This is a genomic window from Allopusillimonas ginsengisoli, assembly GCF_004153455.1.
Lineage (GTDB): Bacteria > Pseudomonadota > Gammaproteobacteria > Burkholderiales > Burkholderiaceae_B > Allopusillimonas > Allopusillimonas ginsengisoli.
The window spans coordinates 93,085-110,511 of the sequence record NZ_SDQE01000006.1; the positions used below are offsets into that span (position 1 = coordinate 93,085).

18 protein-coding genes are annotated in these 17,427 nt (G+C 58.4%); 6 read left to right on the forward strand and 12 right to left on the reverse strand.

From position 1 onward, the window contains the following. The first annotated feature begins 117 nt into the window (after window positions 1-117). Window positions 118-1,116, forward strand: a complete 999-nt coding sequence (gene lipA / locus ERE07_RS12565; RefSeq protein ID WP_130009228.1) for a lipoyl synthase — start codon at window positions 118-120, stop codon at window positions 1,114-1,116. An 88-nt stretch (window positions 1,117-1,204) separates the two neighbouring features. On the opposite strand, the gene ERE07_RS12570 is transcribed toward lipA, so the two are convergent. From ERE07_RS12570 to ERE07_RS12595, 6 genes are read right to left on the reverse strand one after another with little or no spacing between them, the layout of a single operon-like run. Continuing rightward, window positions 1,205-1,990: an enoyl-CoA hydratase gene (locus ERE07_RS12570; protein WP_130009230.1), complete on the reverse strand. Its 786-nt coding sequence runs from the start codon at window positions 1,988-1,990 to the stop codon at window positions 1,205-1,207. A gap of 12 nt (window positions 1,991-2,002) precedes the next feature. Next, entirely contained in the window at window positions 2,003-2,659 is a 657-nt protein-coding gene (gene lipB, locus ERE07_RS12575) for a lipoyl(octanoyl) transferase LipB (protein WP_130009232.1), read from the reverse strand. An 11-nt stretch (window positions 2,660-2,670) separates the two neighbouring features. Continuing rightward, window positions 2,671-2,946, reverse strand: coding sequence for a DUF493 family protein (locus tag ERE07_RS12580; RefSeq protein WP_130009234.1), 276 nt, complete (start codon window positions 2,944-2,946; stop codon window positions 2,671-2,673). Window positions 2,947-2,948: 2 nt separating this feature from the next. Next, entirely contained in the window at window positions 2,949-3,812 is an 864-nt protein-coding gene (locus tag ERE07_RS12585) for a D-amino acid aminotransferase (protein WP_130009236.1), read from the reverse strand. 55 nt (window positions 3,813-3,867) lie between these two features. Then, window positions 3,868-5,109, reverse strand: coding sequence for a D-alanyl-D-alanine carboxypeptidase family protein (locus ERE07_RS12590; RefSeq protein WP_245153692.1), 1,242 nt, complete (start codon window positions 5,107-5,109; stop codon window positions 3,868-3,870). Window positions 5,110-5,137: 28 nt separating this feature from the next. Next, complete coding sequence (locus tag ERE07_RS12595) at window positions 5,138-5,782, reverse strand: alpha/beta hydrolase (protein WP_130009239.1); 645 nt, start codon at window positions 5,780-5,782, stop codon at window positions 5,138-5,140. 136 nt (window positions 5,783-5,918) lie between these two features. Here ERE07_RS12595 and ERE07_RS12600 point away from each other — a divergent pair, with 136 nt between their 5' ends. Both ERE07_RS12600 and ERE07_RS12605 read left to right on the forward strand, forming a co-directional pair. Next, on the forward strand, window positions 5,919-6,797 hold the full coding sequence (locus tag ERE07_RS12600) for a biotin--[acetyl-CoA-carboxylase] ligase (protein WP_130009241.1): 879 nt from the start codon (window positions 5,919-5,921) through the stop codon (window positions 6,795-6,797). Beyond that, the gene (locus ERE07_RS12605) at window positions 6,794-7,606 is read left to right on the forward strand and encodes a type III pantothenate kinase (RefSeq protein ID WP_130009243.1); all 813 of its coding nucleotides are present in this window, start codon (window positions 6,794-6,796) and stop codon (window positions 7,604-7,606) included. Before ERE07_RS12600 ends, ERE07_RS12605 begins: the two co-directional genes overlap by 4 nt. Here the strand turns inward: ERE07_RS12605 and ERE07_RS12610 are convergent. Continuing rightward, window positions 7,603-7,806 carry a hypothetical protein gene (locus tag ERE07_RS12610; protein WP_130009245.1) on the reverse strand — a complete coding sequence of 68 codons (204 nt, stop codon included), beginning with the start codon at window positions 7,804-7,806 and terminating at the stop codon, window positions 7,603-7,605. The two genes, ERE07_RS12605 and ERE07_RS12610, sit on opposite strands and share 4 nt — an antisense overlap. Before the next feature lie 82 nt (window positions 7,807-7,888). Here ERE07_RS12610 and galU point away from each other — a divergent pair, with 82 nt between their 5' ends. Beyond that, window positions 7,889-8,725 carry a UTP--glucose-1-phosphate uridylyltransferase GalU gene (gene galU / locus ERE07_RS12615; protein ID WP_130009246.1) on the forward strand — a complete coding sequence of 279 codons (837 nt, stop codon included), beginning with the start codon at window positions 7,889-7,891 and terminating at the stop codon, window positions 8,723-8,725. A gap of 1 nt (window position 8,726) precedes the next feature. Here galU and ERE07_RS12620 read toward each other — a convergent pair whose 3' ends face one another. The 5 genes from ERE07_RS12620 to ERE07_RS12640 form a co-directional block, all read right to left on the reverse strand. Next, on the reverse strand, window positions 8,727-10,064 hold the full coding sequence (locus tag ERE07_RS12620; RefSeq protein ID WP_130009248.1) for a 3-deoxy-D-manno-octulosonic acid transferase: 1,338 nt from the start codon (window positions 10,062-10,064) through the stop codon (window positions 8,727-8,729). 78 nt (window positions 10,065-10,142) lie between these two features. After that, window positions 10,143-11,141: a lipopolysaccharide heptosyltransferase I gene (gene waaC, locus ERE07_RS12625; protein ID WP_130009250.1), complete on the reverse strand. Its 999-nt coding sequence runs from the start codon at window positions 11,139-11,141 to the stop codon at window positions 10,143-10,145. A gap of 7 nt (window positions 11,142-11,148) precedes the next feature. Next, complete coding sequence (locus ERE07_RS12630; RefSeq protein WP_130009251.1) at window positions 11,149-12,078, reverse strand: DMT family transporter; 930 nt, start codon at window positions 12,076-12,078, stop codon at window positions 11,149-11,151. 5 nt (window positions 12,079-12,083) lie between these two features. Further along, entirely contained in the window at window positions 12,084-12,605 is a 522-nt protein-coding gene (locus ERE07_RS12635) for a gamma carbonic anhydrase family protein (protein WP_130009253.1), read from the reverse strand. Window positions 12,606-12,787: 182 nt separating this feature from the next. Continuing rightward, window positions 12,788-14,689: an acyltransferase family protein gene (locus ERE07_RS12640; RefSeq protein WP_130009255.1), complete on the reverse strand. Its 1,902-nt coding sequence runs from the start codon at window positions 14,687-14,689 to the stop codon at window positions 12,788-12,790. 241 nt (window positions 14,690-14,930) lie between these two features. Here ERE07_RS12640 and ERE07_RS12645 point away from each other — a divergent pair, with 241 nt between their 5' ends. Both ERE07_RS12645 and ERE07_RS12650 read left to right on the forward strand, forming a co-directional pair. Beyond that, entirely contained in the window at window positions 14,931-16,019 is a 1,089-nt protein-coding gene (locus ERE07_RS12645) for an LPS O-antigen chain length determinant protein WzzB (RefSeq protein WP_130009256.1), read from the forward strand. 45 nt (window positions 16,020-16,064) lie between these two features. Next, entirely contained in the window at window positions 16,065-17,330 is a 1,266-nt protein-coding gene (locus ERE07_RS12650) for an exopolysaccharide biosynthesis polyprenyl glycosylphosphotransferase (protein ID WP_209021141.1), read from the forward strand. Window positions 17,331-17,427: the final 97 nt, after the last annotated feature.

The window sequence follows — 17,427 nt, forward strand, 5'->3', positions numbered from 1 at the left end:
ACACCCGATTGGTCACCAAAGCATCGCTGGCGTTACACTAGAGCCTTGTCGGGCGTGAAGCACGCCCCCCGCTTCAAGCGCGTAAAAGCTGAGGCTTGTGCGCAGGAAACCATTGATATGACTACAACTGTTGACCAGCCCGTCCCGCAACCCACCGTGCGTCCGCGCGATACCGCCTACGACCCTACGCAAAAGCAGAAGTCGGGCGACAAAACGTCGCGCATTCCCATCAAGGTGGTGCAGGCCGAGCGCCTGAAAAAGCCTGAATGGATACGCGTCAAGGCAGCCGCCCCCGGCTCGCGGTTCTACGACATCAAGAAGATCCTGCGCGAACACAATCTTCATACGGTTTGCGAAGAAGCGTCATGCCCCAATATCGGGGAATGCTTTGGCAAGGGCACCGCCACCTTCATGATCATGGGCGACAAGTGCACGCGCCGGTGCCCATTCTGTGATGTGGGCCACGGACGCCCTGATCCCCTGGACGTCGACGAGCCCGTCAATCTGGCGCGCAGCATTGCCGCCATGAAGCTGTCCTATGTTGTGATCACGTCCGTTGATCGCGATGACCTGCGCGACGGCGGCGCCGGGCACTTCGTAGAATGCATCCAAAAGGTGCGCGAGTTGTCTCCCTCTACCCGCATCGAAGTGCTGGTTCCCGATTTTCGCGGGCGTCTGGATCGCGCCCTGGCCATTTTGAACGAAGGCCCGCCCGACGTCATGAACCACAACCTGGAAACCGTGCCCCGCCTGTACAAGCAGGCACGTCCGGGCTCAAACTACGAGCACTCGCTCAAATTGCTGGCTGAATTCAAGTCACTGCATCCAGAGGTGCCCACCAAGTCCGGCCTGATGCTGGGCCTGGGCGAAACCGACGAAGAAATCCTGCAAGTGATGCGCGACATGCGTGCGCACAACGTGGACATGCTCACGATCGGCCAATACCTGCAGCCTTCCGAGCATCACCTGCCTGTCTTGCGTTACGCGCATCCCGACACCTTCAAGATGCTGGAGCGCGAGGCGTATGCGATGGGCTTTACCCATGCGGCGGTCGGCGCTATGGTGCGCTCGTCGTACCATGCGGACGAGCAGGCGCATATGGCAGGCGTCGCCTGAATTGACGCTTCCCGCGCCCTAGCCAGCGCTGATCACACTGCATGGCCGCCTGCCAATCGCGCCCGGCACGGCCGTGGTCCTTCCCTGGCTAGCGTCCTTTCCAGACGGGAGGCCGCTTCTGGATAAATGCGTCGATGCCTTCGGCCGCGTCTTCGGCCATCATGTTGTCGGCCATCACCTGGCCGGCATAGTCGTAGGCCTGCGACAGGTCCATCCCAAGCTGGCGGCGGTACATGGCCTTGCCCATCCGCACCGCCACAGCGCTCTTGCCGCAGATGGCCTCCACCAGGGCGGTTACCTCGGCATCGAGCTCATCGGCAGGTACCGCGCGATTGATCAGACCGCTTTGCACGGCGTCATCGGCGCTGATGAATTGCCCCGTTACCAGCATTTCAAATGATTTTTTCAGCGGCACATTGCGGGTGAGCGCCACCGCAGGCGTCGCGCAAAACAGCCCGACATTAATGCCCGACACTGCAAACCTGGCGGCATGCGATGCTACCGCCAGATCGCACGAAGCAACCAACTGGCAACCGGCGGCGGTGGCGGTGCCCTGAATGCGCGCAATGACCGGCACGGGCAGATTGACAATACTCTGCATCACGCGCCCGCATTGCGAAAAAAGCTTTCCGTAATATGCGTGATCCGGGTTGGCTCGCATTTGTTTCAGATCGTGCCCGGCACAAAAGGCACGCCCCTTTCCGGCCAGCACCACACACCGGATATCGTCGTCCGCCGCGACGCTGTCCAGTGCCCGTTGCAGGGCACCCAGCATTTCTTCTGAAAGGGCGTTGAACTGATCGGGCCGGTTCAGCGTCAGCGTTACTACGCCATGGTCGTTTGCCACCAATACCAGATCATCGTCTGCTGCCATGCCATGTCTCCCTTATGTGTGGATGTGCGGCATACAGGCTTCGAATGCCTGCGCCAATCGCTCGCCCAGTTGCCAGCCTGCTTCCTCCAGGGTCATTTCAACGCCACAGGATCGCAGGTCAATGGTTTCGAGCCCTTCATAACCGCAGGGGTTGATCCGCAGAAAGGGGGCCAAATCCATGTCTACATTAAGCGCCAAGCCATGATAGGTACAGCCATTTCGCACTTTAATGCCCAAGGCGGCAATCTTGGCCAGCTCGCCACGTTTGCCCGGCACATAAACACCCGGCGCCCCGGATTTGCGACAGGCCCCGGTGGCCCCGACCGTGTCCAGAAAATCAATCAGGACATCTTCAAGCAAGGCGACATATTCCTTGACGAACAGGCCATGGCGGCGCAGATCAACCATGCAATACGCAACCACCTGGCCAGGGCCATGATAGGTGACTTGTCCGCCACGGTCGGTGCGCACGACATCAATGCCGCCCGGATCGAGTACATGCTCTGGCTTGCCCGCCTGCCCCAGCGTGTAAACCGGCATGTGCTCGACCAGCCAGATCTCGTCGGGACTGTGGGTGTCACGAGATTCGGTAAAGCCTCGCATCTCGCCCCACACCGGTACATACGGACTGGGACGCGGCAACCACTTGACCGGAATCGCTTGAGACACGACGGTACCCCCTACAGCACCATGGAAACCATTTCATGGCCATGCAAGGCACGATACAAGGCGTCGAGCTGCTCGCGCGACGTGGCGCGCACGGTAAACGTGAGGCCGATGTAATTGCCATTGCGACTGGGCCGCATCTCGACAGTAGCCGGATCAAAATCCGGATCGAACTGTTTGACGATCTCTGTGAGCACCTGCGCCAGATCCGGGCGTGACTTGCCCATCACCTTGATGGGGAAGTCGCTGGGATACTCGATCAGGGACTCTTCGGGTGGAATTTCTGGCATGGCTATAACGCGTCGATGGCGCGGTCGTATGCTGCACGCAGCGTTGTATAAACAGGGCCGGGCACCCCTGGGCCCACGGGCTTGCCTTCAAAATGAGTGATAGGCAGAATTTCCTTGCTGGCAGAGGTGAGAATGATCTCGTCGGCAATATCGACCTCGGACCGGGCGATCGGCCGCGCCTCGAACGCAATGCCCGCTGCGGTGGTCAGCTCTTCGAGCAGCCCATACCGTATGCCTTCAAGGATCAGATTGCTGCGCGGCGGGGCCAGCAACTTGCCATCTTTGGCGATCCATATATTGCAGGACGAGCCCTCCGTCAGAAAGCCTTCGCGAAACTGCAGCACCTCGTCCACCCCCGCATCAACCGCGTGCTGCTTGGCCAGGACATTGCCCAGCAATGACACGGACTTGATCTCGCAATGCAACCAGCGAATATCAGGGATGGCCACGGCTGACATGCCCTTTTCCCGAAGCTCCGCGCCGGGACGCTTAAAGGGTGTAACCATCGCAAAAATGGTGGGTGCCACATTATTGGGAAAGGCGTGTTCGCGCTTGGCCACGCCACGGGTAATCTGCAAGTAGACCATACAGTCGCCCTTGCCGGCGCGCGCAATCAGATCAGCGACCAATGCTTCCCACTGGGCAGGCGTCATGTCTGCCTGGATGCCAATCGCCGCCAGGCTCCGCGCCAAACGCGCCAGGTGCCCCTCCATGCGAAATGGCTTGCCGTTATATACCGGAACGACTTCATAAATGCCATCACCAAAGATAAAGCCACGGTCGAGCACGGAAATCCGGGCATCCGCAAGGCGAACAAACTCGCCGTTCAGGTAGGCAATGCTGTCGTTATCGACATCGGGAATCATGATCTCTCTACACCTCAAAAGGACAACAGGCCGGCCCACCTGGCCGGCCCTGGAATTACTGCATCATCAAACGAATCTTGTCGTAGATCCGCCCAAAGAATCCGGCCTGCGGCACATCGTCGAGCACATACAAAGGCGTTTCGCGCAGCACCTTGCCATCGAGCGACAGCGAAACCGTGCCGACCTTGGTGCCCTTGGTCAGCGGGGCAACCAGAGGCTGGGCATACTGCGCAACCGGCGTGACCTCTGCGGCCTTGCCGCGCGGCACTGTGACCCACGTCGCCGTAGGCGTACCCAGGTTGACGGTTTCGGCCTCGCCCTCCCACACGCGTGCAGCCACCGCCGGCTTGTCGTTATCCAGCAGTTTGACCGTGTCAAAGTTCTGGAAACTCCAGTTCAGCAGCTTCAGACTGTTTTCGGTTCGCGCCGCATCGCTGGCCGCGCCGACAACCACCGATACGACACGGCGGCCGTCACGCAGCGCAGTGGAGACGAGGCAATAGCCGGCGGACTGCGTATGCCCGGTCTTCAGGCCATCGACCGTCGGGTCTGTCCAGAGCAGGCGGTTGCGATTGTTTTGCTTGATGTTGTTATAGGTGTATTCCTTCTGGCTGTAGTAATGAAGGAACTGGGGAAACCGGGTAACCAGATTGCGCGCCATGATCGCCAGATCATGCACGGTGGTCAGATGCGCTGGCCCCGGCAGGCCGGTGGAGTTCTCGAAGTGAGTGTCTTTCAGGCCCTGTCTTGCGGCTTCTTCGTTCATCAGGGCGGTAAATGCGCCTTCGCTGCCTGCAACCGCCTCAGCCAAGGCCACGGTGGCATCATTGCCAGACTGAACAATAACGCCCTTGAGCAGATCGTCGACCGAAACCTGCGTATTGGGCTTGATGAACATGCGCGAGCCTTCCGTCTTCCAGGCCTTTTCTGACACATTCACCTTCTGGTCCAGGGACAGCCGGTTATTCTCGATGGCATCAAAAATCACATACGCCGCCATGATCTTCGTCAACGACGCCGGCTCGACCTTTTCGTTTGGATTCTGCGTGGCGATCACCTGGCCGCTTGTGGCATCCAGCGTCAGCCAGGCCTTGGCGGTGAGCGTGGGCGCGGGCACAGTAGACATCTGCCCGACCGTGGCCAGCTCGCCAGTGGCGGGCGTCGTTACTGCGGAAGCGGCCGGCTCAGGCGCTGACGCGCTTTGCGCAGAAGCCAGGATAGGCGCCAGGGCAAGCGCTGCGCCAGCAGCCACCTGCGTCAACCGGGAGGATGAAAAGCGGAAAAGTTCTGGGATCATCGGCAATATTGTCATTAAAAAGAAGGAATCACACCGCAAGCAGCCGCTGCTGCAGCAGGTTTTTGAGCGTCAACAGCTTGCCATGGAAAAAGTGGCTGGCATCCGGCACCACCACCACGGGCAATTCGTGCGCGCGGGCAAAATCCATGGCTTCGGAAAGCGGGACAACCTCGTCGGCTTCTCCGTGCACCAGCATCGTATGCTCGGGCACAGCGATATCGCGAAACCGAAAGCGTTCCACCGCAGAACCGAACAATAATAGCGCATCGGGCACCGTAAGGTTCTGTTCAGCACGGGCGGAGTACAACTGGGCCGCGACCGAGGTGCCAAAAGAAAATCCGGCCAACACCCACTTGCCGCCCGCGGCTTGCGGGAACGCCTCTTCGAACTGGCCCACAAGCTGCGCCATGTCGCCGGTTTCACCCACCGCCGCATCAAACTCGCCCGCAGACTCGCCCACCCCGCGAAAGTTGGGGCGCACTGCAACCAGCCCGTGTTGCACGCAGGCTCGCGCAATCGTCGTCACCACCTTGTTGTCGCGCGAACCGCCATGGAGCGAATGAGGGTGCAACACCAGGGCCCAACCGCGCGGCGTATCGCCCGGCAGGTCGATAATGCATTCAATAGCACCCGCCAGGCCATCGAACGACATTTTCTGGGTACGAACAAGCATAATTGACAGCTCACGTTATTAGTAATCAAGTCAGCGTATTCGGGGAAGGTCCCGAGAACGCGCCCGCAGGCCCGCCCATTTTACGCCAGCCCGCCAACCAGACACCGACCGCCAAGGCGGTTTATCATCGCTAGCCATGAACGCACACACCACTCCCGCCCTGCCCGAACCTGATCAAATGACGGCTCAACTGACCACTGCGCTGCCAAGATTCAGGCGGGTCTCGTGGGTGCAGTCCACAATCTCAACCAATGCGGACCTCATGGCACTCGCACGCGCCGAACAAGGCCAACTGGCGCGTCCCTGGCTGCTGGGCGCGCACCTGCAGGAAAGAGGCCGTGGACGGGGAGGCCGCAGCTGGCAAAACCGGGCCGGCGCCAATCTGATGTTTTCCTGCGCTTTCGATGTGTTCCTGCCCCCGCGCCGCCTGCCGACGCTCTCGCCGCTGGTTGGCGTGGCCGCCTGCGAAGCATTGCGCGGGCTGCTCTCCCCGGCGCAACGCTTGAATCTGACGATGAAATGGCCCAATGATATCCAGTGGCGAGACGCCAAACTGGCGGGCATCCTCGTTGAAACCACACGCGCCGGCGCCTCGCGCCTGTCTCCCGACCATTACGTAGCCATCATAGGCATGGGCATCAACCTCGAAGACGCCCGCGCACTGAGCCAATCGCTCAATCGCCGTGTCGCGGACTGGTCCGAAATCACACGCGAAGACAACCAGGCGTTCCGGGCCGGCCCCGCCCAGATCACTGCCAAGATTGCCACAGCCTGGTATGACAGCTTGAACGATGTAACGGCGCATGGATTTGATTCGCTTCCGGCGCGTTATGCCAACGTGGACGCCCTGACAGGGCAGCCTGTCCACATCCTTGATCAGGACAAGTTGATCATGGCGGGGATCGCCAGCGGCATCGACAGCCAGGGGCAGTTGCTCCTGCGCACTCCCGAAGGCGAAACGGCCATCAATGTCGGAGAGGTCTCCGTCCGGCCACGCCAGGAATATCCACGATGAAGACACTACTGATCGATGCGGGCAACTCGCGCATCAAGTGCGGCTGGGCAGATGCCCAGACCGGCGTACGCGATCCCGACACGCTCGCCATTGGCCACGGCGAGCTCGATCAGCTCGCCGCCTGGCTGCACGCCAGCGCGAACCATGCAGCATCGCAAGCCATCGGCGTCAATGTGGCGGGGCCAGAGCTCGCAGACCGGCTACAGGCGATGCTTCAGGCACGCCTAGGGCTGAGCGTACACTGGATAGGCAGCGAACCGCAGGCTGCAGGCGTGCGCAATGCCTACATCAACCCGGCACAACTGGGCGCGGATCGCTGGGTATCCATGATCGGCATGGCCACGCATGCCGAGACGGGCCTTCCCCTGATGCTTGCCAGCTTTGGCACCGCCACCACCATCGATACGCTGGCGCTGGACGATCAAGGCACACTGGCCTTTCAGGGCGGCCTGATCTTTCCCGGCCCTATGCTGATGCGGGACAGCCTTGCATCCGGTACCGCCAATCTTCCTATGGCGCAGGGTGCCGCGACTGCGTACCCTCTGGATACGCATGGAGCCATTACCAGCGGTATCGCTGCCGCACAGGCTGGCGCGCTCCTGCGCCAATGGCGAGAAGGGCTGGAACGCTATGGGCGCGCCCCGCGCGTTTTCTGCAGCGGCGGAGGATGGCCCATCGTAGACAATGAAGTACAACGCACCTTGGCGCGGGCGCAGGCTGATCTCGGGCAAGCGAGCGAACCCGCGACCTGGCTGAGCGCGCCCGTACTTGACGGGCTGGCACGGCTAACTGCTTTTGGAGGATGCTAGCGCGTTGGCTGGATAACCGTGGGCACACCTAGCGCAATGGCATTCTGGTGCCGTTCCGACAACTGGCGCGGTTCGCGGCCCTGCTCGCTGGGCGGAGGCCCAAAAAAACCCTGGCCAAACGCCAGTATGCCCAGATTGGCCAGCAGGATGATGAGAAACAGTGAACGCATAGAAGCAGTATAACGCGCAGGCTCGGGCATGAGAATTGCCTTGAAACATCAAACATGAGAATTCATCATGGCTTAACATCCACCTGCAGTACACATAAAGAGCTATCCAACCATGAAGCCAATTCGTAAAGCAGTCTTTCCTGTCGCGGGCCTGGGCACCCGCTTTTTGCCGGCCACCAAGGCCATGCCCAAGGAAATGCTTCCCATCGTGGACAAGCCTTTGATCCAGTATGCCGTCGAGGAAGCGATTTCTGCCGGCATCACCGACCTCATCTTCATCACAGGCCGCAACAAACGTGCGATCGAAGACCACTTCGACAGAGTGCCCGAACTGGAGGCCGACCTCGAGGCCAAAAACAAACATGAGCTGCTGGAGATCGTGCGCAATATCATCCCGCCCAACGTCAACTGTATCTACACCCGGCAGTCAGCGCCGCTAGGCTTGGGCCACGCCGTGCTGTGCGCCGCGCCTATCGTCGGCAACGAGCCTTTCGCTGTGCTGCTGGCCGACGACCTGATCGACGCGAATGTGTCGGTTACCCGCCAGTTGATCGACACCGCCCATCAACAAAACGGCAGCGTACTTGCCATACAAGAGGTGGCGCCCGAGAACACCCAGAAATACGGCATCATCTCAGGCGAGCGCATCGGCGCCAAAACGACCCGGCTCGCCGGCATCGTTGAAAAGCCCTCGCCCGAAAAAGCGCCGTCTACGCTTGCCGTGGTTGGCCGTTATGTGCTGGAACCCGAAATCTTCAAGCACCTGCGCCAGATCACGGCCGGCGTGGGCGGCGAGTTGCAACTGACTGATGGTATCGCCAGCCTGCTGCAGGAGAAAGCAGTATTCGGGCTGGAATATGACGGGATGCGGTACGACTGCGGCAGCAAGGCAGGCTTTTTTCATGCCACCATTGAATTAGGGCGCAAATACCACGGGCTCGAACACTGAATCACGGCCTGGCGCCGTGCTGCCTGATTTCATTCAATCCGGTCGTCACCCGTACAACTGCGCCGGCATGCTTCTGCACCCAATGCGTGCCGGCCTGGCCCATACGGCTTAAGCGCTGCGGATCATCCAGTAATTGCAGAGCCAGTTGCAAGGCCGCTTCGGCATTGGGCGCGCGCAGCGCGGCCCCCTCGTCCATGGCATCCACCACTGCCTGCTCAAAATTGCGCGTGTGGGGCCCCACAATGACCGGGGTTCCGATCGCGCAGGCCTCGATCAGGTTTTGCCCCCCCAGCGGCTGAAAGCTGCCTGCCACAACAGCGACCTGTGCCAACGCGTAATACCACAGCATCTCGCCCAGGCTGTCACCCAGCAGAACCGCCGTATTATTGCTGGCGCGCAGTGCTGTCGAACTGCAATCGCCAGCCTCTATCAATTGCGAGCGCCGTACATAGGAGATTCCCGCCTGCGACAGCTGCGTAGCCGCCGTGTCGAATCGCTCGGGATGACGCGGCACCAGACAGAACAATACCTGCTCGGAAAGGTTTTTGCCCTGTGCCCGTGCCCGCTTGACCTGTTTGCCCAGCGCCTTGATGAACAGCTCGTCCTCGCCTTCGCGCGTACTGGCGATCACAATGACCTTGCGCTTTAACGCGGCGCCAAATTCGCGGCCGCGCTGGATCTTGTCTGCCGGCAGCGAAATATCGAACTTGAAATTGCCCGAGACCCTGACCGCCGATGCGCCGGCTTGCTCAAGCCGCTGGGCATCCTGTAGCGACTGCGCATAAACCGCAACGAAACTGGCATAGGCTCGGCGCATGACACTGCCCAACCTCAAGCTCTGACGCAGCGCGTGATCCGAAAACCGGGCGCTTGCCAGCATCATGGGCACTCTCGCCTCTTGCGCGGCCGCCAGCAAGTTCGGCCACACCTCGCGCTCGATCAATATCCCGGCGCTGGGCCGGTAATGGGCAATAAAACGGCGCGTAGCGCCCGGAAAGTCGTACGGCAGCCATTGCTGAACCAACCGCCCGGCGGAGATGGCCTCCTGGAACACACGGGCGCCCTCTTGGCGGCCCGTTGTGGTCATGTGTGTCAACAGGACATCTTCGCCCTGCTCAAGCAAGGCATGCAGCAACGGTTGGGCAGCACGCGTTTCGCCCAGGCTGACCGCATGAATCCAAACCGGCGATCGAAGCGAGCTTGTACCGGTATAACGGCCGAACCGCACGCCCGAACACACCCCCCAATCGCCTCCAACACGCCGCGCACGCATGGCCATCCAGCCCAGCAGGCCTGGAGAGAGAACGCGTATGAGGGTGGTATAAAGAAAACGATTCAAGAATGGTCCGCCATCAGCCGTAAGGTTCGAATAATAAGCCGCGAACAACAAAAGGCCACTTGCACGGTTATCTGGCCACTATGAGACGATATCACCACCCGTGAACTGGGCATGTGAAGAATCGTCAAAATCAAGCGCTTGTCCGATGGCACTCAGCACGGTTTCCGCAGAAGGCGCGCTGCCGCGTTCGCCCAGGCTTGCCGTATACGCAGGTCCCTCGAGCGGTGTTCGCACAGGCGTGGATGCCTTGTAGATGCCTATGGTAGGCCGCCCCAGGCCGGCGGACAAATGTGTCAGGCCGCTATCCAGCCCCACCATGATGCGCGCACCTGCCAGCACCTTGGCCACATCCGTGAGGCTCATGCGCGGCAAAACCTCAGCCTGCTCATCGCCGGCCACGAGACTTTTCGCACGCGCGGTTTCGGCGGCATTGCCGGACAACAACTTGAGCGAAAGCCCATGCTCATGCAGGCGAGTAAACACGCGGTGCCAGTCGGCCTCGGGCCAGAGCTTGTCGTCCCGGCTGGCCGAGGGCATGATCACCGCATAGGGCATTACCGTCACGCCATTGGTGATGGCTTCCAGGCCAAAATCCGGAGAACCCTCGTAGACATAGCCAAACGCAGCGGCAGCCAGCTCGCGCTGGCGCGTTACCGCAGGCTGCCAGAACTTCACTGTGTGTTTAACATCATAAAAAAACGAAGCCAGCGGCTCGCGCGCCGAGCGCAGATCCAGCCCGTGGCGTTGGCCGCGCGTCTGCCGTACCAGCCAAACAGATTTCATGAGCGCCTGCATATCCAGCACGATATCGTATTCGCGCTCGGACAGCTTTTGACGCAGCGCTGCGCGCTCCGCCCGGGTCTCAGCAGACCACCAATGTTTGCGCCAGCGGCGGTGCGCCACTGGAATGACCTCATGGACGGAGGGATGCCACGCCGGGATTTCGGCAAAACCTTCTTCGACCACCCAGTCGATCTGTGCGCCTGGAACGTGGCGCGCGATGTCCGATATGGCCGGCAGCATATGCACCAGGTCGCCCAAGGAAGACGTGCGGACAATAAGGATTCGTTTCGTCATGGGCGGATTATAGGTTACGCCTGCGCCATTCCACCATGGCAATGGTTATCCCGCTCATACAAACAATGCCTATTCCCAGCCAGGATAGCCCGTCCGGAAACTGCCCCCAGATCAGCCAGCCCAGCGTTGCGGCACTGATAATCTGGAGGTAGACAAAGGGCGCAAGCAGGGAAGCGGGAGCGCACCGATACGCCTGGATCTGCAGCAAGTGCCCCAAGGCCCCCCAAAAGCCTGTCCCCAACAGTATCAGCCATTGCCAGCCAGACAATTGGACAAACGTGTGGATGACGTCGCCCCAGATAAACGGCAGCGCCAACAGCATCACCACACTACCCACCGCACCACTCCAGATCAGCGACGTATACGGATCGTCCACGGCCACGCGCCGCGTTGTGATGTACTGAACGGAAAGAATACATGCCGTGAGCAAGCCGAACATAGTGCCCACATGATCCAGGCCGGAACCCGGACGGACAACCACCAAAACCCCCAGGAAACCCACTCCCGCAGCCACCCAGCGCGATACGCGCATGGGCTCTTTCAGCACCCAGGGCGCAACCGCGAGCACCAACAAAGGCGCCAGGAAATTGATCGCGGTCGCCTGCGCTTGCGGCAAATAGTGCAGCGTGGTGAAAAACGACATGGTGGCCAGCAGCATGGACGCGCCACGCGCGGTTTGCGCCCAGGGCCGTTGACACCGGAGCATGCGCCAGCCCTTGGCAGGCACCACCAGCGCCAACACCAAAACCAGATGCACCAGGTAGCGAACCAGACATAGCACCAGCAGGGGAACGCCCGTACCCATCACGTATTTGCCACTGGCGTCCAGCCCTGACAGCGCCCAGACCGAAGCCACCAGTAGACCGATGCCTGTTAAGGGCTGGACTGCCGCGCTTGCCAGCTTCATTCCGGCGCTGGCGCCCGCCGAAGGTTTCATGCGTGTTAGAGGGGGGTCAAATCCGTTTTATAACGTGCAGCGCGCTCGGCATAGGTGCGGGCGTTCTTCAGCAAGCCTGCCACGTCGTCGTCGGACAGCGTCCGCACTACCTTGGCGGGCGCTCCCAGAATCAGCGAACGTGGCGGAAACACCTTGCCCTCGGTGACCACCGCGCCCGCCCCTACCAGGCTTTCCTTGCCTATCACGGCATTGTTGAGGACGACCGCCTGGATGCCTATCAGCGCACCGTCCTCGACAGTACAGCCGTGCAGCATGGCCTGATGGCCGATGGTGACGTCCTTGCCAATGGTGAGCGGACACCCAGGGTCGGTATGCAGTACCGCGCCTTCCTGCACGTTGGAGCCTTCTCCAACGATGATAGGCTCGTTGTCTCCGCGAATGACGGCCCCCGGCCAGATGCTGGTGCGGGCATGGAGTTCCGCCAAGCCAATAATGGTGGCTTCGGCGGCGATGAAGGCGGAATCGTGTATTTTAGGGGCGAGTTCGCCGAGTTTGTAGAGGGTCATATTACAGGCGCGTTATGGTGGAACACAATGGGCATTTGTGTTCGATGATACACCGCAGCGGAGTAGCGTGGCATCGCTTCAGCCATGCCACGCCGCCCAGCGAGTCAGTTCGGCCACCCACACACGGCGACACCCTTGGCGATGTTGAACTCAGTGTCTCGAGGGGGGATTAAGTCTGCCACTCATGGGATTAGGCGTTGTGAGCCGGAAAAAATGCGACCCAACTGCGTGCTTCCATATACATTCAGATGCTGATCGTCAAAGTAGACTGGTAGCCCATCGTACAGGCTGCGCTGAACGAAACGACCCACCGCTGGTGTCAGGTCTACCCACTTGACTCCCGGAATACCCTCGACTGCCTGTTTCACTACCAGATTTGCCCTGCTGGCCTCGTCAGAGGGCTGGCGCTCAATATGAAGACCAATTTTCTGAAAATGGGCCAGCCGGAACGGGGATATCGTCAGGCGAGGCACATCTGACAATATATATACGGGTACCGTCTGTGCAATCGTCGCCAGGGTGTCGGTCAATTTAGCCAGATAATCAGGATCCGCGGCATCTTCCGTCCATCCCAACTGAAATGCCCAGAAAGACGTGAAAACCACCGCATCATACTGTGCATAATTTGCCAAAAAGTATTGTTTTAGCTCATTGCAAGGTTTCCTGGCGAATCCGGGTAACACTTGTTCGTCAAATTTAAACACGGGCGAACACGAGCTCCCCGTAAGCACTCTTGCCGACCAACCCTCTGATCGGCCCACCACGTCCACAAATGCATTGAGCGAAGCCGCGTGCGAATCCCCAGTAACCAGGATGCGTGCCGGCTTGGTTGGATCGCCCCTCACACATCGTTTGTCGAAATTGCCATGGCAAACGTCCTCTCCGTAGCTCGTGAGTGCTAGGCCATGCCCACCCTCAGTAGGGGACTGACCCGTGGTCGATTGAAGAAGCACCAACATCCCTGCCACTGGCAACAGGTAAAACCAGAAAAAAGCTCGCCCAAATGATATCCGTCGCCTGCGGGTCGTCTGCTCGACCCACGTATAGCTCAATCCGGCGAACAGGAATGCTGCTGCAATGGCCGTGAACTGCCATGACATCGGCAGGGCGTAACGCCCATAGACGTAGCGCATGTATGCGAGAACCGGCCAATGCCATAAATAGAGCGAGTAAGAAATCAGGCCGACAGCCACCATTGCCTTCAAACTGAGGAGCTTGCTGGCCCATGTACTCCGGTAGTTACTGCATTGCCCCAGATACAAGATTAACCCTGCACCCAGACAAGGTGCCAGCGCGTTATATCCGGGATACATCGACTCCTTGGTAAGCAAAAACATTGGGGCAATAATTAGCGCCAGGCCAGTCAATGAAAAAACGCCCGTCCACCGTGAGGACCTGGGCTGACCCAAGAATGCAGCCAGCGCCCCGATCATCAGCTCGCCAAACCTCGACTGTAAAAGAAAATACAGATGCTCTCGAGATCCTGCTTGTTCCATTGCATACTGCGTCCAGACAAAACAAATCAGGATCAAACAACAGGCTACACCGGCAAAAAACCCACGGTGAACCCTGGATGAAAAGGCATTTAACCGGCGCATCGCGAAAAAAAGGCCGACAAGCGATAAGGGCCATAAAAAATAGAATTGCTCTTCGACTGACAAGGACCACATATGCAAAAGTGGAAGCTCATCTGAAGCCGCATCAAAATACCCTCGATCACGCGCAAAGAAGATGTTGGAGGCAAAAAAGGCGGCGTATCTTGCCGAGACAGCCAGATCGCGCATGTCCGCCGGGAGCAACAGCACCATGGCTATGGCAAGCGTGACGAATACAACCGTAAAAAACGCAGGCAGGATACGCATTATCCGTCTGGCATAGAATCGACCAAAGGAAAATGCGTGTGCATCCATCTCGCGAACGATAATCCGGGTGATGAGAAATCCCGATATCACGAAAAAAATGTCCACCCCGATATAGCCAGCGGGAATCAGACGGTAATCAATATGGAAGAAAAGCACCGAAAGTACGGCAACGGCACGTAGACCATCTATGTCTTTTCTGTATGTATTGCTATTGATGGACACTGTCGAGAATTAGAGCCGGCGAATTTATGAGGGGAATCCAACGCAACAGAAAGTTGCGCAAAATGAGATTCAGGGATCATACACGCAGCATGCCTCATCAATAAAGAGAAGTACTTGCTAACACTCCTTGTTCCTTACGGGATGATTCTTGTAACAGCGTGCACGTATAATGTCATCGGTGTCCAGCAGCCCCTGCGGGCCACCCCCGTCCTGACGACAACATATTATTCCCGGAGCTAGAGTGGACAAACACGGAACCGATACACGATCACAGTCAGGCGAAGTAGATCTGGCCGAAATCCTTTGCGCCTTGTGGAATGCCAAGTGGATTGTTCTTGGCATCACTGCTCTGGTTACCTGTATTGCAGTCGCGTACGCGCTGACAGCAACGCCCGTGTATGAGGCGACGGCCAGAACCTTACCGCCGACTGCGAGTGGACTGGTCAACTACAACGCCGCCAGCCAAGTCACCGGTGCCGCTATCAATGACATGCTCAATAACGAATCCGCTGAGAACATAGGGACTCTTTCGCCTAATGACGCCTATGCAGCATTCATCATGCAACTCAGATCGACGGCAACCAGAGAAAAATTCTTTCAAACCTACTATCTCCCGGTGATGTCCAAAGAAAGCAACGCGAGCGCCCAGAGCCTGTGGAGGCGCCTGGAAAACAGCATGCGTATCACACTGCCTACCCAGGCGGACGCCAGCGCCACCGTGACGATACAAGGCACAGATCCAGGCCGGATCGCCGATTGGTCAAACCGCTATGTAGCGCTGGCCATTGACGCCACCAAAACAATATTGCTTGACAATCTGAAAGGCGAAATAGAGATTCGCAAACAGGGTGTGGACAATCAGATCGCAACCTTGAGAATGGTTGCCAAAGCGTCTCGTGAGTCAAATCTGATCCGCTTGCAGAACGCCCTTCATATTGCCGAATCGATTGGCCTGGAATCGCCTCGCGAGGGCATGTCACTGATTTACATAGGCGATGGTCGGGGCCGTTCTGGTACATTCTTGAATAGTGATCTGACCTATCTGCGCGGCGCAAAGGCGTTACGCTCCGAAATCGATCAACTCAGAAAGCGCGAGGACGACGACGCTTACATCGACGAACTGCCAGATCTCCTCAAGAGGCAAATCTTGCTCAAAAGCATCATCGTGGATCAGGAACAGCTTACCGTCGCCCGTATCGACTCGGCAGCACAGGCGCCTGATAGTCCCGTAAAACCGAGAAAAAGCCTGATTGCAGCGCTGGGACTCGCTGTGGGCCTCATGCTGGGCATAATGCTGGTGCTTGGCCGCCTGATGTTGAAGAAAGCCTGAACCATCCCCGCCAATGCTTTAGGCTAGGGCCAATACGCGATGACCATGTTACCCAACCGTCGATTTCACAAGCTGCACGAACAGATATTATTGTCTCGCGGGCTCTCGCTGATACTCGGCTGGTCTGTTTCCGTACTTTTACCCCTGATGTTCTACTGGGGTAGCCAGACCGTGCTGGTCTCCAACCAAGGACAAAGGACGGCGATATTCGTAACTACGATCGCATTTGTGATTTCGCATTTTGCCGTCAGGCGACTTTCTGCAATTTATCCAGGCGGCCGTTCGGGCTACTTCATAGCACCGCAGGTGATCGCTATCTATATGCTGCTGGCACTGATAGCATTGTTGCTGCGTATCGAGATTTCACGGTTCATACTCGTTACCTGTGGCGTGGCCGCACTGGCCTGGTTCCACCTGGAACATATTTCCACCTATAAGTATCGACGCCTGAAGCTTGCCGTCATTCGGGGCGGCATGGCGACCGACGTATTGACGCTTTCCAATGTCGATGCACGGGAAATCAAAAGTCTGGACCTGGAAAGCGTGCGTTACGATGCCGTGGTCGCCGATTTTGATTGTCTGGATCAAGCGACAGAGCGTTTTCTGACACGATGTGCGCTCAATCGGGTGGCGGTGTACGACGCGAAGCTGGTGTACGAGTCATTCTCGGGCAGGGTCAAAATAAACAGGATGTCCGAGAACAATATCGGATCGTTGTTGCCCACCCCTATGTATGAGCGCGTCAAGTTGCTGATGGATTGGGTCGTTGTGCTGCTCACTCTGCCTGTCGTGATCCCTATCTGTCTGATCACGGCCGTGCTGATACGGCTGGAAAGCCCCGGCCCCATCATTTATCGCCAAACGCGTGTTGGACAAGGGAACAGGCCTTTCACCATCTACAAGTTTCGAAGCATGCGGTTTGACCGGGAGGCCTCCCAGCAATTTGCCGGTGAAGACGACCCCCGCATCACCAAATTCGGCAAAATCATCCGGAAACTGCGCATTGATGAGTTACCGCAATTTCTCAACGTAATTAAAGGCGAAATGAGCCTGATTGGCCCTCGCCCGGAACAACCTGCCTTTGTCGAGGAATTCGACCGCAAAATCCCGTTTTACAGCTATCGCCATGTTGTTAAGCCGGGCATCACCGGGTGGGCGCAGGTTCGACATGGCTACGCCGCAGACGCGGACGCCACGCAGATCAAGATTGAACATGACTTCTACTACATCAAGAACTGCTCACTCTATCTCGATTTGATGGTGGTGTTCCTGACGGTGAGGACCATGCTGACTGGGTTTGGGGCGAGGTAGGCGAGTATAGCCTTTTAAAATCCCCATCCCTCAAAGACACTCCAACTGCCCCCACAAATCCAAGGCTTCGGGCTTCTATCACAAACATTTGCTCGTT

Coding starts and splice junctions, on each gene's coding strand:
- lipA (WP_130009228.1), top strand. CDS start 118: ATGACTACAACTGTTGACCAGCCCGTCCCGCAACCCACCGTGCGTCCG.
- ERE07_RS12570 (WP_130009230.1), bottom strand. CDS start 1,990: ATGGCAGCAGACGATGATCTGGTATTGGTGGCAAACGACCATGGCGTA.
- ERE07_RS12580 (WP_130009234.1), bottom strand. CDS start 2,946: ATGCCAGAAATTCCACCCGAAGAGTCCCTGATCGAGTATCCCAGCGAC.
- ERE07_RS12585 (WP_130009236.1), bottom strand. CDS start 3,812: ATGATTCCCGATGTCGATAACGACAGCATTGCCTACCTGAACGGCGAG.
- ERE07_RS12590 (WP_245153692.1), bottom strand. CDS start 5,109: ATGATCCCAGAACTTTTCCGCTTTTCATCCTCCCGGTTGACGCAGGTG.
- ERE07_RS12595 (WP_130009239.1), bottom strand. CDS start 5,782: ATGCTTGTTCGTACCCAGAAAATGTCGTTCGATGGCCTGGCGGGTGCT.
- ERE07_RS12600 (WP_130009241.1), top strand. CDS start 5,919: ATGAACGCACACACCACTCCCGCCCTGCCCGAACCTGATCAAATGACG.
- ERE07_RS12605 (WP_130009243.1), top strand. CDS start 6,794: ATGAAGACACTACTGATCGATGCGGGCAACTCGCGCATCAAGTGCGGC.
- ERE07_RS12610 (WP_130009245.1), bottom strand. CDS start 7,806: ATGCCCGAGCCTGCGCGTTATACTGCTTCTATGCGTTCACTGTTTCTC.
- galU (WP_130009246.1), top strand. CDS start 7,889: ATGAAGCCAATTCGTAAAGCAGTCTTTCCTGTCGCGGGCCTGGGCACC.
- waaC (WP_130009250.1), bottom strand. CDS start 11,141: ATGACGAAACGAATCCTTATTGTCCGCACGTCTTCCTTGGGCGACCTG.
- ERE07_RS12630 (WP_130009251.1), bottom strand. CDS start 12,078: ATGAAACCTTCGGCGGGCGCCAGCGCCGGAATGAAGCTGGCAAGCGCG.
- ERE07_RS12635 (WP_130009253.1), bottom strand. CDS start 12,605: ATGACCCTCTACAAACTCGGCGAACTCGCCCCTAAAATACACGATTCC.
- ERE07_RS12650 (WP_209021141.1), top strand. CDS start 16,065: ATGTTACCCAACCGTCGATTTCACAAGCTGCACGAACAGATATTATTG.